The sequence below is a fragment of the Polaromonas sp. P3_B1 genome (assembly GCF_056402935.1).
The window spans coordinates 39466-52441 of record NZ_JBFUGK010000027.1 but is presented as its reverse complement, the minus strand read 5'-3'; the positions used below and the strand labels follow the sequence as shown (position 1 = coordinate 52441).

The window sequence follows — 12976 nt, the reverse complement described above, 5'->3', positions numbered from 1 at the left end:
TGCGTAAAGCACTATAAGCCAGTCCCCCGGGAGCACGGCCCGCAAGATGTTTCATTTTGAGAAAACCCCAGCACGGTGGAGCCCCAATAAAAAAGCCGCCTGTGCTCCCCGGAAGGGAGCGCAGGCGGCTCGCGTCGTATGAAGAGGACGGGTCTTAGCGGCCGGCTTCCTTCAGGTACTGCGCGCGCGCGGCAATCGCGGTGTCGGTGAAGTCGGTGAACACGCCGTCCACGCCGGCGCGGTAGAAGGCCAGGTATTCGGCCTTGGGGTCGCCTTGGTAGTCCACGGCCAGGCGGCGCGATTCGTTGCGGAAGGTGAAGGGGTGGACGAACAGGCCGGCCTTGTGCGCATCGGCCACCAGGCTGGTGGCGGGTTGTGAGGTCGAGTCGGCATCATTGAGCTTGCCGTCGCGGTTGATGTCGACCTGCTTGCCGTCGGCGCCTATGGTGCCCTTGGTGCTGATGATGTAGCGCTTCCACGGGCCTATGCCGTCGGCGTAGGTCTTGATCTCGGCCAGGCCGGCGGGCGTGACCATGGCGTCGAAGAAGCGCTTGTCGCCGGCCAGGGTCCAGTCATAGGGACGGTCGCTGGGCAGGGCAAAGGTCACGTTGCCGGTCTTGGGGTCTATGCCGTCGCCGTCTATGAGCTGAATCAGGCGCGTGTTCAGGCCCTTGCTCTTCATGTACTTGAGGCTGCCCGGTTCAAAGGACTGCACGTAGATGGGCGCGGTCTTGCTGTTCCAGCCGGCGGCGTTGATGATGGCGATCAGCTTGTCTTCCATCGGCAGGCCGCGCTCGCGGAAGTAGGTCGGGTTCTTGGTTTCAGGGTAGATCGCGATGGTGCGGCCGGTCTTGGCGGACTGGGCCTTGGCCAGGTCCACGACTTCCTGGAAGGTCGGCACCTTGTACTGGCCGTTGAATTGCTGGGGGCGCTCGGCGTCGGTCGAGACCGCGCCCAGCGTGCGGATTTCAGCCAGCGTGAAGTCATCGCTGAACCAGCCGGTCTGCGTTTCGCCGTCGACCTTGATGGTCTTCTTGCGCGAGGCGAATTCGGGGTGCTTGGCCACGTCGGTGCTGATGGCCAGGTTGGGGTCGTGGCGCGTCATCAGCACGCCGTCCTTGGTCACGATCAGGTCCATCTCGATCACGTCGGCGCCGAGTTCGATGGCGCGCGTGTAGGCTTCCAGCGTTTCCTCCGGCACATAGCCCGAAGCGCCGCGGTGGGCGATGACCAGGGGCGCCTTGCCGTCGAGTGTGGAGAGGCCGGCTTGGGAGGTCGTGCCCGAGGAAGAGCAGGCGGCCAGCAGCACGCTGCTGCAAACGAGGGCGAGCAAGCTGCCTTGCTTGAAGGTCAAGGCCTTGCGGGTCGATACGGTCATGGGTGTTTCCCTGAGTTGAAAGGGCTGATCGTAGGCGCGCGATGACGACAGGCCTGTGACAGGATGTGCGCCTTGTTGGCAAAAACAACAGCCGCAGCTTTTCGGCCGACCATAAAAAATGCCGGAACGGGTCCGGCATTTTTGGGTTTGGGGAAAAAAACGTTCAGGCGCTGAAGAAACTCTTCAGCTTGTCCGCCCAGCCTTCTTCGCTGGGCGAATGCTTGGCGCCGCCTTTTTTGAGCGACTCGTCGAGCTCCTTGAGCAACTTGCGCTGGTGCTCGGTGAGCTTGACCGGCGTTTCCACGGTGATGTGGCAGTACAGGTCGCCGGGGTAGCTGGACCGCACGCCCTTGATGCCCTTGCCGCGCAGGCGGAACTGCTTGGAGGCCTGGGTGCCTTCGGGGATGTCGATGGCGGCCTTGCCCGCCAGGGTCGGCACCTCGATCTCGCCGCCCAGCGCGGCCGTCGTGAAGCTGATGGGCACGGCGCAATGCAGGTCGTCGCCGTCGCGCTCGAAGATGTCGTGCTTCTTCAGGCGGATTTCGATGTAGAGGTCGCCGGGCGGGCCGCCGTTGGTGCCGGGCTCGCCGTTGCCGGTCGAGCGTATGCGCATGCCGTCGTCGATGCCCGCGGGGATCTTGACTTCCAGCGTCTTGTTGTTCTTGGTCTTGCCCACGCCGTGGCAGGTCACGCAGGGTTCGGGGATCAGCTTGCCCGTGCCCTTGCACTGCGGGCAGGTTTGCTGCACGCTGAAAAAGCCCTGGCGCATCTGCACCACGCCGTGGCCGTGGCAGGTGGTGCAGGTCACCACCTTGGTGCCGGGCTTGGCGCCGCTGCCGTGGCAGGTGTTGCAGTCGTCCCAGCTCGGGATGCGGATCTGCGCTTCCTTGCCGTGGGCCGCTTCCTCGAGCGTGATCTCCATGGCGTAGCTGAGGTCGCCGCCGCGGTACACCTGGCGCCCGCCGCGTTGCTGGCCGCGCTGGCCGCCGAACACGTCGCCGAAGATGTCGCCAAAGGCCTCGGCAAAGCCGCCGAAGCCCTCCGCGCCGGGGCCGCCGCGCATATTCGGGTCCACGCCCGCGTGGCCGTACTGGTCGTAGGCCGCGCGCTTGTTCTCGTCGGAGAGCATCTCGTAGGCCTCTTTGGCCTCCTTGAATTTTTCCTCGGCGACCTTGGATGCATCCCCCTGGTTGCGGTCGGGGTGGTGCTTCATCGCGAGCTTGCGATACGCTTTCTTGATGTCCTCGTCACTGGCGTTCTTGGGAACGCCCAGTACGTCGTAATAGTCTTTTTTGGTGGCCATGGCAGCTCTGGGTCTTCGTTGATCGGGTCGTCGGGTCAGCCGGGAGGCGGGCGCTCAAACCGCGCATTCGCGGACGGCGGCAGATGCGCAAAAGCGGAAAGCCGGGATTGCTCCTGGTTTCCGCCCTTGTGCGTCCGCCTGTGCCGCCTGCCTTTGCATGCAGTTATCGCGCCAATGCGGGGCTTGTTGCCTTACGGCACTCAGCCTTTTTTGACTTCCTTGACTTCAGCGTCGACGACATTGTCGTCGGCCGGCTTGGCCTGGGCCTGTTCGGCGCCCGCTGCGCCTGCCGCGTCACCGCCGGCCGCCGCCTGCGAAGCCTGCATGTCGGCGTACATTTTTTCGCCGAGCTTCTGGCTGGCTTCCATCAGGGCCGTGTTCTTGGCGTCGATGGCGGCCTTGTCGTCGCCCTTGAGCGCCTCTTCCATGTCCTTGATGGCGGCCTCGATCTTTTCCTTCTCGCCGGCTTCGAGCTTGTCGCCGTATTCGCCCAGCGATTTCTTCACGCTGTGCACCAGGGCTTCAGCGTTGTTTTTCGCGGTCACGAACTCGACCTTCTTCTTGTCTTCTTCGGCGTTCAGTTCGGCGTCTTTCACCATCTGCTGGATTTCAGCTTCGGACAAACCGGAGTTTGCCTTGATGGTGATCTTGTTTTCCTTGCCGGTGCCCTTGTCCTTGGCGCCCACGTGCAGGATGCCGTTGGCGTCGATGTCGAAGGACACTTCAATCTGCGGCGTGCCGCGCGCTGCCGGCGGGATGCCCTCGAGGTTGAACTCGCCCAGCGCCTTGTTGCCCGAGGCGATTTCGCGTTCGCCCTGGAACACCTTGATGGTCACGGCCGGCTGGTTGTCTTCGGCGGTCGAGAAGGTCTGCGCGAACTTGGTCGGGATGGTCGTGTTCTTCTTGATCATCTTGGTCATCACGCCGCCCATGGTTTCAATGCCCAGGGACAGCGGGGTGACGTCGAGCAGCAGCACGTCGGTGCGGTCGCCGGACAGCACCTGGCCTTGAATCGCGGCGCCCACGGCCACGGCTTCGTCGGGGTTCACGTCCTTGCGCGGCTCCTTGCCGAACAGCTCCTTGACCTTTTCCTGCACCTTGGGCATGCGGGTCTGGCCGCCGACCAGGATCACGTCATGGATGTCGGAGGCGCTGACGCCGGCGTCCTTCATGGCCACGCGGCAGGGAGCGATGGTGCGCTCGATCAGCTCGTCGACCAGGCTTTCGAGCTTGGCGCGGGTCAGCTTGACCAGCAGGTGCTTGGGGCCGGTCGCGGGGTCGTGCGCGATGTAGGGAATGTTGACTTCGGTCTGCGGGCTGTTGGACAGCTCGATCTTGGCTTTTTCAGCGGAGTCTTTCAGGCGCTGCAGGGCGACCACGTCCTTGGACAGGTCGATGCCGCTGTCTTTCTTGAACTCGGCCACGATGTAGTCGATGACGCGCTGGTCGAAGTCTTCGCCGCCCAGGAAGGTGTCGCCGTTGGTGGACAGCACTTCGAACTGCTTCTCGCCGTCGACGTCGGCGATTTCGATGATGGAGATGTCGAAGGTGCCGCCGCCCAGGTCATACACGGCAATCTTGCGGTCGCCCTTTTCCTGCTTGTCCAGGCCGAAGGCCAGGGCCGCAGCGGTGGGCTCGTTGATGATGCGTTTGACGTCCAGGCCGGCGATGCGGCCGGCGTCCTTGGTGGCCTGGCGCTGTGCGTCGTTGAAGTACGCGGGCACGGTGATCACGGCGTCGGTGACGGGCTCGCCGAGGTAGTCTTCGGCGGTCTTCTTCATCTTGCGCAGGATGTCGGCGCTGACCTGCTGTGCCGAAATCTTCTTGCCGCGCACTTCCACCCAGGCGTCGCCGTTGTCGGCGGCCACGATGGAATAAGGCATGAGGGAGATGTCCTTCTGGACTTCTTTTTCGCTGAACTTGCGGCCGATCAGGCGCTTGACGGCGTACAGGGTGTTCTTGGGGTTGGTCACGGCCTGGCGCTTGGCGGACGCGCCGACCAGCACTTCGCCGTCTTCCTGGTAAGCCACGATGGAAGGGGTGGTGCGCACGCCTTCCGAGTTCTCGATCACGCGGGGCGTGTTGCCTTCCATGATGGACACGCAGCTGTTGGTGGTGCCGAGGTCAATGCCGATGATTCTTCCCATGATGATTTACTCCTGCTTTTTTGATTCGTGAAAGATTGAAAGTGGGGTGGCCGGGGCGTTGGGCCGCTGGCCGCGGTATGGATTAACTGTGTTGATAACTTGTGGGTAAGCTGTGCGGCTTCAAGGGGTTCAACAAGGTTTTCAAGGTTTTTTCGGGTGTTTTTACTTGGGAGCCGCCACCGTGACCAGCGCGGGGCGCAGCACGCGCTCGGCGATCAGGTAGCCCTTTTGCAGCACCGTGACCACGGTGTTGGCTTCCTGGTCGGCCGGCACCATGCTGATGGCCTGGTGCTGGGCGGGGTCGAATTTTGTGCCTGCGGCCGGGTCTATGGCCACCACCCGGTTGCGTTCGAGCGCACTTTTGAGCTGCTTGAGCGTGGCTTCGGCGCCTTCCCGGATCTGCTCCGGGGTGGCTTCCTTGATGGCCAGGCCGGCTTCCAGGCTGTCGGCCACCGGCAGCAGGCTTTCGGCAAAGCTTTCGAGCGCGAACTTGCGGGCCTTGGCGACGTCTTCGTCGGCACGGCGGCGGGCGTTTTCGGTCTCGGCCTTGGCGCGCAAATAGCTGTCGGCCAGCTCCGTGTTCTTGGCCTGAAGCGTGGCGACCTCGGCCTGTGCGACGGTCAGCGCGTCGAACTCGTTGGCCGCTTGCGCCGCTTCCAGTTCTTCGGGGCTGGGTTCGCCGCTAAGGGGTTGATTTTGTTCGGGTTGTTTGTTTTCAGACATGCGAGACAACAGGGTTGGTGTTGGTAAGGTACCCAACTGGGGATGGCAAAGCCCTTTTCAAGACAAGGGCTTCGGTTTTGGCTACGAAAGTTTTGGCTGCACCGGATTGGGCGGGCCGGATCGGCTTATGCGTCCTGGGCGGCCCATTCTTCTGCCCACTGGTGGAGCGGTTTGAGCTTGTGCAGCAGGCCGCTGCCCGTGGCGGTGAGGCCGTAGCCGCCGCTTCCGAGCTCGACCAGCCGCGCCTCGCGCAATTCCTTGAGCCGGTCGTTCATGACTGAAGGCGACATCTTTCCGGCACTTGCTGCCAATTGCCGGAAATTTTGTGCCTGCCCATCCCGCAGCTCCCACAGCAAACGCAGCGTGCCGCGGCGGCCCAGCAGGTCCAGCAGCGCCATCACGGGACGGCCCGTGGCGGAGCCGCGGACCGGTTTGCCGGGAAGGGGGAGGGTGGAAGTCATCCCCCGGATTGTAGGGGCTGCGCCTGTCGTGTCGGCGACGATTGCTACGGAATGCGTAGCGATATAGTTGCCATTCGCTACGAAATCCGTAGCGATATTCAGACCTTCGACCCATCAGCCCATCAGCCCATCAGCCCATCAGCCCTTCAACACAACAGGAAGCCTTATCACCATGACCACGATGACAAACCCCATCGCGCCCGTGCCACGCATCACGCCGCTGGCGCCACCCTACACGCCGGAGCAGGATGCGCTGCTCAAGAAGATCACGCCGCCCGGGGCGCCCAATGTGCTGGCGCTGTTTCGTGTGCTGGCCGTCAACCCCGGGCTGGCCGAACGCCTGCCTTCATGGGGCGGGTATTTGCTCGGCCGCAGCGCCAGCCTGTCCCTGCGCGACCGCGAGGTGGTGATCAACCGGGTCTGCGCGCGCTGCGGGGCGGAATACGAGTGGGGTGTGCACGTCAGCGCCTTCGGCCGGGCGGCGGGTTTCAGCGACGCCGACAACGCCGCGATTGCCGACCCGGCATCGGATGGACGCGGCCTGGCGCACCGCGACAAGCTCTTGCTGCAACTGGTCGATGAGCTGCATGACAGCAGCACGCTGAGCGATGCGCTGTGGCAGGAACTGGCCGGCGTGTGGTCACCGCCCCAGCTCATAGAACTGCTGATGCTGGCCGGCTGGTACCACGCGATCAGCTATGTCTGCAATGCGGTGCGCGTGCCGCTGGAGAGCTGGGCCGCGCGCTGGCCGATCAGGGAATGATTCAAGCCGCGGCGGATTTTTGCATGCGCGCCATCAGTTCGCGCTTGTTGTCGCGGCTGCGGTGGGCGTGCTCGCGCATCAGCGCTTCGGCGCGCGTGCCTTCGCCCGCGAGCAGCGCGGCCAGCACGTCTTCATGGTCGCTTTGGGCACGCTGGATGTAGCCGAACTCCAGCAGCGGCAGCGCACCGTTGAGGCTCAGCGCGCCCGCGCCGGCCATCGGGGTCTTGCTCACATGCGCCAGCGCCGAGACCAGCGTGCTGTTACGGGCGGCCTCCACGAGCGCAGCGTGAAAACGCGCGTTCATCGGCACCCAGCGCGCCGCGTCAATCACGTGATCGGCGGCCGCGGCTTTTTCCAGCAATAGCCGTCCTTCGGCGATGCAGGCCTGCAGGTCCGCCCGTGTGTCCGGCGCGATGCCGCGCTCGGCGGCTTGCCGCGCCGCCATGCCTTCGAGTGCGCCACGCACGTCGACCGCGTTGGCGATCTCATCCACGCTGAACTGCCGCACGCGGAAGCCGCGCGTCGGCAGGCGCTCGAGCAGGCCTTCTTTTTCGAGTTCTCCCAACGCAATGCGAATGGGTGTGCGCGACACGGCCAGCTGGGCGGAAAGCTCCAGCTCCACCATGCGTTCGCCGGGCGCGGCCTGGCCGCTGAGGATTCTTCGCCTCAGCTCGTTGGTGGTGTAGTCGATCTGTGAGGACATGCGGGCTGCTTGGATGAAGGTTGCGATTATTGCATGCAATCCATGGGCAACTAAGGGTTAACTAGCTAATTACTCCCGTCATTGCGTGCAATAAAATAAGATGACTAAGTATTTTCGGGCTCACCGGCCACCGGATGGAGCCGCGGTGTACCTGTGGTGCGCATGATTTTCCAGGAGACATGATGAATTCGACCCTTTCCCGTGGCTTGCCGTTTGCCGCCCCCAGCTTCCGCCTGCTGCTGGCCCTCACCGTCGGACTGGCCCTGGCGGCGCCCGCCGTCCAGGCCCAACCGGCGGCGGCTTATCCCATCAAACCCATCAAGCTGATCGTGCCCTTTCCGGCCGGCGGCGGCGGCGACACGCTCGCGCGCCTGGTCATGCTGCGCGCGGCCAGGGAACTGGGCCAGCCCATCGTGGTGGAGAACCTGGGCGGCGCCGGCGGCAATGTGGGTAGCGCGGCCGCAGCCAAGGCGCCGGCCGACGGCTACACCTTGCTCTACGGGACCAACGGCACGCACGCGATCAACCACGCGATCTACAAGTCGCCGGGCTTCAGCGTGCGCGACTTCGAGCCGGTGAGCCAGCTGACGCGCATCGCGGCCATGGTGGTGGTGCGGCCCACGCTGCAGGTGAACTCCATGGCCGAGCTCACCAAATTGCTCAAGGCCAACCCAGGAAAATACACCTTTGGCTCGGCCGGCAACGGCACGACCTCGCACCTGGCCGGCGAGATTTATAAATCGCGCGCGGGCCTGGCGGTGGTGCACATTCCCTACCGCGGCGGCGCACAGGCCATGACCGACCTGATGGGTGGGCAGGTCGACATGATGATCGAGGTGATGCCCAATGCCGCGCCCCAGGCCAAGGGCGGCCGGGTCAAGCCGCTGGCGGTGACCACGGCCACACGCGTCGCGGGCTGGCCCGAGCTGCCCACCATCGCGGAGTCGGGCCTGGCCGGGTTCGACGTCAGCGCGTGGGACGCGATCTTTGTGCCGGCGGGAACGCCGCGCACCATCGTCAACCGGCTCAATGACGCGATTCACAAGGCGCTGGCCGATCCCGAGTTGCGCGCGCAGCTGCAGTCGCGCGGCGCGGAGGCCGCACCGGGCACGCCGGAAGAATTGGCCAAACACATCGCGAGCAGCATGACCTTGTGGGGCGATGCGGTGAAGCGGTCGGGTGCCGCGGTGGACTAGGGCGGCCGCGAGCGGCCGTGAAAAAAGCAACCCGGGTGGTCGCTTTTTGTTGGTGAACGCAAGCCGGCGAACCGGAACCGGCTATCAGCCCACGCCCACGCCCGCGCCTATGCTGCAGGCTTGATTTTTTTGGTCTGGCTGATCACCCATTTACCGGCGAAGGCCTGCAAGTCGTTCAGGCGCTTGAGCAGGTCGGCGCCCATCGTGGTGACGATGTAGCCGTCGCTGCCATGGCTGATCAGGCCGGCCGCGCGCAGCTCTTTGATGCGGGTGTTGAGGGTGTTGGGAGTGATGTTGCCGACACTGTCTTGCAGCAGGCGAAAGGTCTGGGGATGACCGTCCTTCAGCGCCCACAACACGCGCAATGCATAGCGTGCTTCCAGCAATTCAAGTAGCTGGCCTACCGCTGCATTTTCTTTGGCGCTCATCGGCTCGTCTCCTCGGTCACAGTCCGGTCATTGTCCGGTCACAAGTGGTCATTAAGCAAAAAGCTTCTATCGTAGGGGACCAAATATAACGCAATTTCCTGGGTGCTACGAGTTTTATAGCTGCACATGCCCGCCACATCTGGACGAGGGCCGGAAGTGCTATATCACGGGAATAAGGGGTGGCGGCGGCAGCGACACCGCACCGCCCGACCGTGACGATGCGATGACGGCTTCTATCACCTGTTGCACGCGCAGCGCTGGGCGACCGGTGACGGCAGGCGCGGTGCCTGTTTTCACCGCGCGTATGAAATCCTGCAGCACGGTCCTGTGCGCGGCGTGGTCGAAAGCCATGGGGTCCGCGCCACCGCCCGAGGTTTGGCGCTCGCCCGCGTTAAGGGTTCGGCCGTCCTGGAAAGCCGCCCGCATCGCGCCGCCTTCCAGCGTTGCCGTGCCGCGCGTGAAGTTGAGCTCGATGCGCTCGGAAAAGCCCGGGTAGGCAGCCGTCGTGGCCTGAAGCACGGCCACCGCGCCGCTGTCATAGTGCAGCAGCGCGGCCGCCGTGTCTTCGCCTTCCATGCGGTGCACGGCGCTGGTGCTTGCAACGCCCGTCACGCGTGCCGGCATGCCGATGAGGTCCAGCAGCAGGTCCAGCGTGTGGATGGCTTGTGTGATCAGCACGCCGCCGCCGTCTCGTGCAAGCGTGCCGCGCCCGGGCTCGTCGTAGTAACTCTGCGGCCGCCACCAGCGCACGGCGGCGCTGGCGCTCACGAGCTGCCCCAGTTCGCCTGACGCCATCAAGGCGCGCAGCGCCACCGCGGCTTCGCGCAGGCGGTGCTGCAGCATGACGGCCAGCGTGACGCCGGCTTGCTCGCAAGCCTCGACCAGTGCGTGGGCGCGGTCAAGGTCTGTCGCCAGCGGTTTCTCAACCAGCACGTGTTTGCCCGCGCGCGCGACACGCTGCACGATCTCCAGATGCGTGTTGGGCGGCGTCAGCACCAGCACGGCCTCAATGCCGGCGTCTTCCAGGATGTCTTCGAGCCGCGTGGTCTTGCGCGCCCCTGCGGGCAGCTGCACGCCTGCCAGCCGTTCGGCGTTGCGGCCGTAGACATGCACGAGTTCGGCTTCATCGGCCAGGTCCCGCAGGCTGTGGAAGTGCGGTGCGGACCCGAGGCCCGCGCCTATGGCGGCGATGCGCAGCCGCTGGGCGTGTAGGAGAGACATTTTTTGTCCGGGATGGGGTTTGCCGGCCGCGAGTGCGGTAGCGCTGAAGGCTCTGGGGAAACGCTTTTCGAACCCAGCCTCAATCGGCGGTGATGCGGCGCGTGTCTATCAAAGTCTTCCATCGTGCCGACTCGCGCAACTGGAAGGCGGTGAATTCTTCCGGCGTGCTGGCGACGATTTCCAAGCCCTGGTCCAGCATGCGTTTTTTGAGTTCCGGGTCCTGCATGGCGGCAATCACCGCGTCGCTGAGCGCCTTCCTGGTCGCGGCAGGCAAGCCTTTGGGTGCGGCCATGCCTTGCCATGAGTAGACCTCGGCGCCTTTGACTCCCGCTTCGGCCAGTGTGGGCACTTCAGGCAGCACGGGCGAGCGCTTGTCGCCGGTGACGGCAATGGCGCGCAGCTTGCCCGCGCGGATGTGCGGCAGCACGGCATTGACGTTCTGGAAAGAGAAGTCGACCTGGTTGCCCAGCAGGTCGTTGACTGCGGGAGCGCCGCCTTTGTAAGGCACGTGCACGCCTTCGGTTTTGGACTGCTGCCAGAAAAGCTCGGCCGAAAGATGGTCGGACGAGCCATTGCCGGAGCTTGCAAACGAGACCTTGCCCGGCGTCTTGCGCAGCAATGCCAGCACATCCTCCACGCTGCGTTCGGGGCGCGCGATGTTGGCGACCAGCACATTGGGTGCCTGCACAGGCACGCTGATGTAATCGAAGTCCTTGGTGGCGTCGTAGGGTACGCCTTTGAGCAGGTGCGGCGTGATGACAAATGAGCCCAGCGAGGACACCAGCAGCGTGTAGCCGTCGGCGGGCGCGCGCTTGACCTGGCCGGTGCCTATGGTGCCGGTGGCGCCGGGCCGGTTGTCGACAACGAAGCTGCCGCCCAGTTTCGCCTGCAGCTGCAGCGCGAGTGCGCGCGCCACCATGTCGGTGGAGCCGCCCGCGGGAAAAGGCACGACGATGACCACCGGCTTGGCCGAAGGCCAGGCGCCTTGCGCCCAGGCAGGCAGGGCCTGGAGGGAAAGCAGGGGCAGGGCGGCGACGGCAAGCGCTGACTGGATGAGGGAACGGCGTTGCATGCTTGTCTCCTGCTATGTTGTTTGTGGACGGGTATCTCTGGCGGGGAAAGCGCCGCGGTATACCGCCCCCGGCGCCCGACTGGGCCGAACCAGCCCAATGCAAGAAAAGACGTCCGGGAGCCTCTAACTTCCCGGACGGCCTGCTGTCCTGACGGTCCCTGGCCCTTCTTAGCGGACCATGCAGGGCATCTTGTTGTTGAAGGTCCAGTTCGGCACCAGGTACTGCATGGCGACGGCATCGTCGCGCGCACCCAGGCCGTGCTTGAGGTAAAGCTGATGGGCTTTTTCCACTTCCGCCATGTCCAGCTCAACACCCAGGCCGGGCTGCTTGGGCACGGCGACTTCACCGCCCACGATTTGCAGCGGCGCCTTGGTCAGGCGTTGGCCGTCCTGCCAGATCCAGTGCGTGTCGATCGCGGTGACCTTGCCCGGCGCGGCGGCGGCCACGTGCGTGAACATGGCCAGGGATATGTCGAAGTGGTTGTTGGAGTGCGAGCCCCAGGTCAGGCCCCAGGTCTGGCAAATTTGCGCCACGCGCACCGAGCCCTGCATGGTCCAGAAGTGCGGGTCGGCCAGCGGGATGTCGACCGACTGCAGGTGGATGGTGTGCGAGAGCTCACGCCAGTCGGTGGCGATCATGTTGGTGGCGGTGGGCAGGCCGGTGGCGCGGCGGAATTCCGCCATCACTTCGCGGCCCGAGAACACGCCTTCGGCGCCGCAAGGGTCTTCGGCGTACGCCAGTTCCTTGTGGCGGTCCTTGCAGATGCGAATGGCGTCCTTGAGCAGCCAGCCGCCGTTCGGGTCCAGCGTGATGCGCGCGTCGGGGAAACGCTCCGACAGCGCGACGATGGCTTCCATTTCTTCTTCGCCGCGCAGCACGCCGCCCTTGAGCTTGAAGTCCTTGAAGCCGTAGCGCTTGTAGGCGGCCTCGGCCAGCGCCACGATGCCTTTGGCGTCCATCGCGGCTTCATGGCGCAGGCGCAGCCAGTCGTCATCGGCGTCGGGCGCCGAGGCGTAAGCCAGGTCGGTCTTCTTGCGGTCGGCGACGTAAAAGAGGTAGCCCAGCATGGCCACCGAGTCGCGCTGCTGGCCGTCGCCGAGCAAGGCCGCGACCGGCACGCCGAGGAACTGGCCGAGCAAATCGAGCAGGGCGCTTTCCACGGCGGTGACGGCGTGGATGGCCACGCGCAGGTCAAAGGTCTGGTTGCCGCGGCCGCCGCTGTCGCGGTCGGCGAACTTGGTGCGCAGCGTGTTGAGGATGCGGTTCCAGTCGCCGATCGACTGGCCTTCAATCAGCGGGGTCGCGTCCTGGAGGGTGTTGCGAATCTTCTCGCCGCCGGGAACCTCGCCCACACCGGTACGGCCGGAGCTGTCGGTGAGGATGAGGATGTTGCGGGTGAAGAAAGGGCCGTGCGCGCCGCTCAGGTTCAGCAGCATGCTGTCCTGGCCTGCCACGGGAATCACCTGGACGCGGGTGATGCGGGGAGTTTGCGAAGCGGCGGAAGAGGAAACGGGGGAGGCTTGGGAGGCGGGCATACCGGCGTGTTGTAGTGGGTTGATAAAGCTGATTTATCAGTTATC

The 12976-nt window shown here is 64.6% G+C and carries 12 protein-coding genes; 2 read left to right on the top strand and 10 right to left on the bottom strand.

Features of this window, described 5'->3' with window-relative positions; genetic code table 11:
* Nucleotides 1-154: 154 nt before the first annotated feature.
* The 5 genes from AC1DXS_RS16225 to AC1DXS_RS16205 form a co-directional block, all read right to left on the bottom strand.
* Nucleotides 155-1378, bottom strand: a complete 1224-nt coding sequence (locus tag AC1DXS_RS16225) for a glycerophosphodiester phosphodiesterase (RefSeq protein ID WP_477738507.1) — start codon at nucleotides 1376-1378, stop codon at nucleotides 155-157.
* 163 nt (nucleotides 1379-1541) lie between these two features.
* Nucleotides 1542-2681: a molecular chaperone DnaJ gene (dnaJ, locus tag AC1DXS_RS16220; RefSeq protein ID WP_413328200.1), complete on the bottom strand. Its 1140-nt coding sequence runs from the start codon at nucleotides 2679-2681 to the stop codon at nucleotides 1542-1544.
* A 200-nt stretch (nucleotides 2682-2881) separates the two neighbouring features.
* On the bottom strand, nucleotides 2882-4828 hold the full coding sequence (dnaK, locus tag AC1DXS_RS16215; RefSeq protein ID WP_477738506.1) for a molecular chaperone DnaK: 1947 nt from the start codon (nucleotides 4826-4828) through the stop codon (nucleotides 2882-2884).
* Nucleotides 4829-4990: 162 nt separating this feature from the next.
* Nucleotides 4991-5551, bottom strand: a complete 561-nt coding sequence (gene grpE / locus AC1DXS_RS16210; RefSeq protein WP_477738505.1) for a nucleotide exchange factor GrpE — start codon at nucleotides 5549-5551, stop codon at nucleotides 4991-4993.
* Nucleotides 5552-5676: 125 nt separating this feature from the next.
* Nucleotides 5677-6012, bottom strand: coding sequence for a winged helix-turn-helix transcriptional regulator (locus AC1DXS_RS16205; protein ID WP_477738504.1), 336 nt, complete (start codon nucleotides 6010-6012; stop codon nucleotides 5677-5679).
* 172 nt (nucleotides 6013-6184) lie between these two features.
* Here AC1DXS_RS16205 and AC1DXS_RS16200 point away from each other — a divergent pair, with 172 nt between their 5' ends.
* Nucleotides 6185-6775 (top strand): carboxymuconolactone decarboxylase family protein, encoded by a 591-nt coding sequence (locus AC1DXS_RS16200; protein ID WP_477738503.1) that lies wholly within the window; start codon nucleotides 6185-6187, stop codon nucleotides 6773-6775.
* 1 nt (nucleotide 6776) lies between these two features.
* Here the strand turns inward: AC1DXS_RS16200 and AC1DXS_RS16195 are convergent, their stop codons facing one another.
* Nucleotides 6777-7478, bottom strand: a complete 702-nt coding sequence (locus tag AC1DXS_RS16195; protein WP_477738502.1) for a GntR family transcriptional regulator — start codon at nucleotides 7476-7478, stop codon at nucleotides 6777-6779.
* Between the two features lie 182 nt (nucleotides 7479-7660).
* Between AC1DXS_RS16195 and AC1DXS_RS16190 the strand changes: the two genes are divergently transcribed.
* Nucleotides 7661-8674, top strand: coding sequence for a Bug family tripartite tricarboxylate transporter substrate binding protein (locus tag AC1DXS_RS16190; protein ID WP_477738501.1), 1014 nt, complete (start codon nucleotides 7661-7663; stop codon nucleotides 8672-8674).
* A gap of 107 nt (nucleotides 8675-8781) precedes the next feature.
* Here AC1DXS_RS16190 and AC1DXS_RS16185 read toward each other — a convergent pair whose 3' ends face one another.
* From AC1DXS_RS16185 to gudD, 4 genes are all read right to left on the bottom strand, one after another.
* Nucleotides 8782-9102, bottom strand: a complete 321-nt coding sequence (locus AC1DXS_RS16185) for a winged helix-turn-helix transcriptional regulator (protein WP_477738500.1) — start codon at nucleotides 9100-9102, stop codon at nucleotides 8782-8784.
* Between the two features lie 159 nt (nucleotides 9103-9261).
* Nucleotides 9262-10323 carry a Gfo/Idh/MocA family protein gene (locus AC1DXS_RS16180; protein ID WP_477738499.1) on the bottom strand — a complete coding sequence of 354 codons (1062 nt, stop codon included), beginning with the start codon at nucleotides 10321-10323 and terminating at the stop codon, nucleotides 9262-9264.
* Between the two features lie 79 nt (nucleotides 10324-10402).
* Nucleotides 10403-11395, bottom strand: coding sequence for a Bug family tripartite tricarboxylate transporter substrate binding protein (locus tag AC1DXS_RS16175; protein WP_477738498.1), 993 nt, complete (start codon nucleotides 11393-11395; stop codon nucleotides 10403-10405).
* Nucleotides 11396-11563: 168 nt separating this feature from the next.
* A complete protein-coding gene (gudD, locus tag AC1DXS_RS16170) occupies nucleotides 11564-12931 on the bottom strand; it encodes a glucarate dehydratase (RefSeq protein ID WP_477738497.1) in 1368 nt (455 codons plus the stop codon).
* Between the last annotated feature and the right edge of the window lie 45 nt (nucleotides 12932-12976).

What these genes read in the sequence shown, in the direction of transcription:
- AC1DXS_RS16175 (WP_477738498.1), bottom strand. Translation starts at nt 11,395, where the DNA reads ATGCAACGCCGTTCCCTCATCCAGTCAGCGCTTGCCGTCGCCGCCCTG.
- dnaK (WP_477738506.1), bottom strand. Translation starts at nt 4,828, where the DNA reads ATGGGAAGAATCATCGGCATTGACCTCGGCACCACCAACAGCTGCGTG.
- AC1DXS_RS16205 (WP_477738504.1), bottom strand. Translation starts at nt 6,012, where the DNA reads ATGACTTCCACCCTCCCCCTTCCCGGCAAACCGGTCCGCGGCTCCGCC.
- AC1DXS_RS16225 (WP_477738507.1), bottom strand. Translation starts at nt 1,378, where the DNA reads ATGACCGTATCGACCCGCAAGGCCTTGACCTTCAAGCAAGGCAGCTTG.
- grpE (WP_477738505.1), bottom strand. Translation starts at nt 5,551, where the DNA reads ATGTCTGAAAACAAACAACCCGAACAAAATCAACCCCTTAGCGGCGAA.
- AC1DXS_RS16195 (WP_477738502.1), bottom strand. Translation starts at nt 7,478, where the DNA reads ATGTCCTCACAGATCGACTACACCACCAACGAGCTGAGGCGAAGAATC.
- dnaJ (WP_413328200.1), bottom strand. Translation starts at nt 2,681, where the DNA reads ATGGCCACCAAAAAAGACTATTACGACGTACTGGGCGTTCCCAAGAAC.
- AC1DXS_RS16185 (WP_477738500.1), bottom strand. Translation starts at nt 9,102, where the DNA reads ATGAGCGCCAAAGAAAATGCAGCGGTAGGCCAGCTACTTGAATTGCTG.
- AC1DXS_RS16180 (WP_477738499.1), bottom strand. Translation starts at nt 10,323, where the DNA reads ATGTCTCTCCTACACGCCCAGCGGCTGCGCATCGCCGCCATAGGCGCG.
- gudD (WP_477738497.1), bottom strand. Translation starts at nt 12,931, where the DNA reads ATGCCCGCCTCCCAAGCCTCCCCCGTTTCCTCTTCCGCCGCTTCGCAA.
- AC1DXS_RS16190 (WP_477738501.1), top strand. Translation starts at nt 7,661, where the DNA reads ATGAATTCGACCCTTTCCCGTGGCTTGCCGTTTGCCGCCCCCAGCTTC.
- AC1DXS_RS16200 (WP_477738503.1), top strand. Translation starts at nt 6,185, where the DNA reads ATGACCACGATGACAAACCCCATCGCGCCCGTGCCACGCATCACGCCG.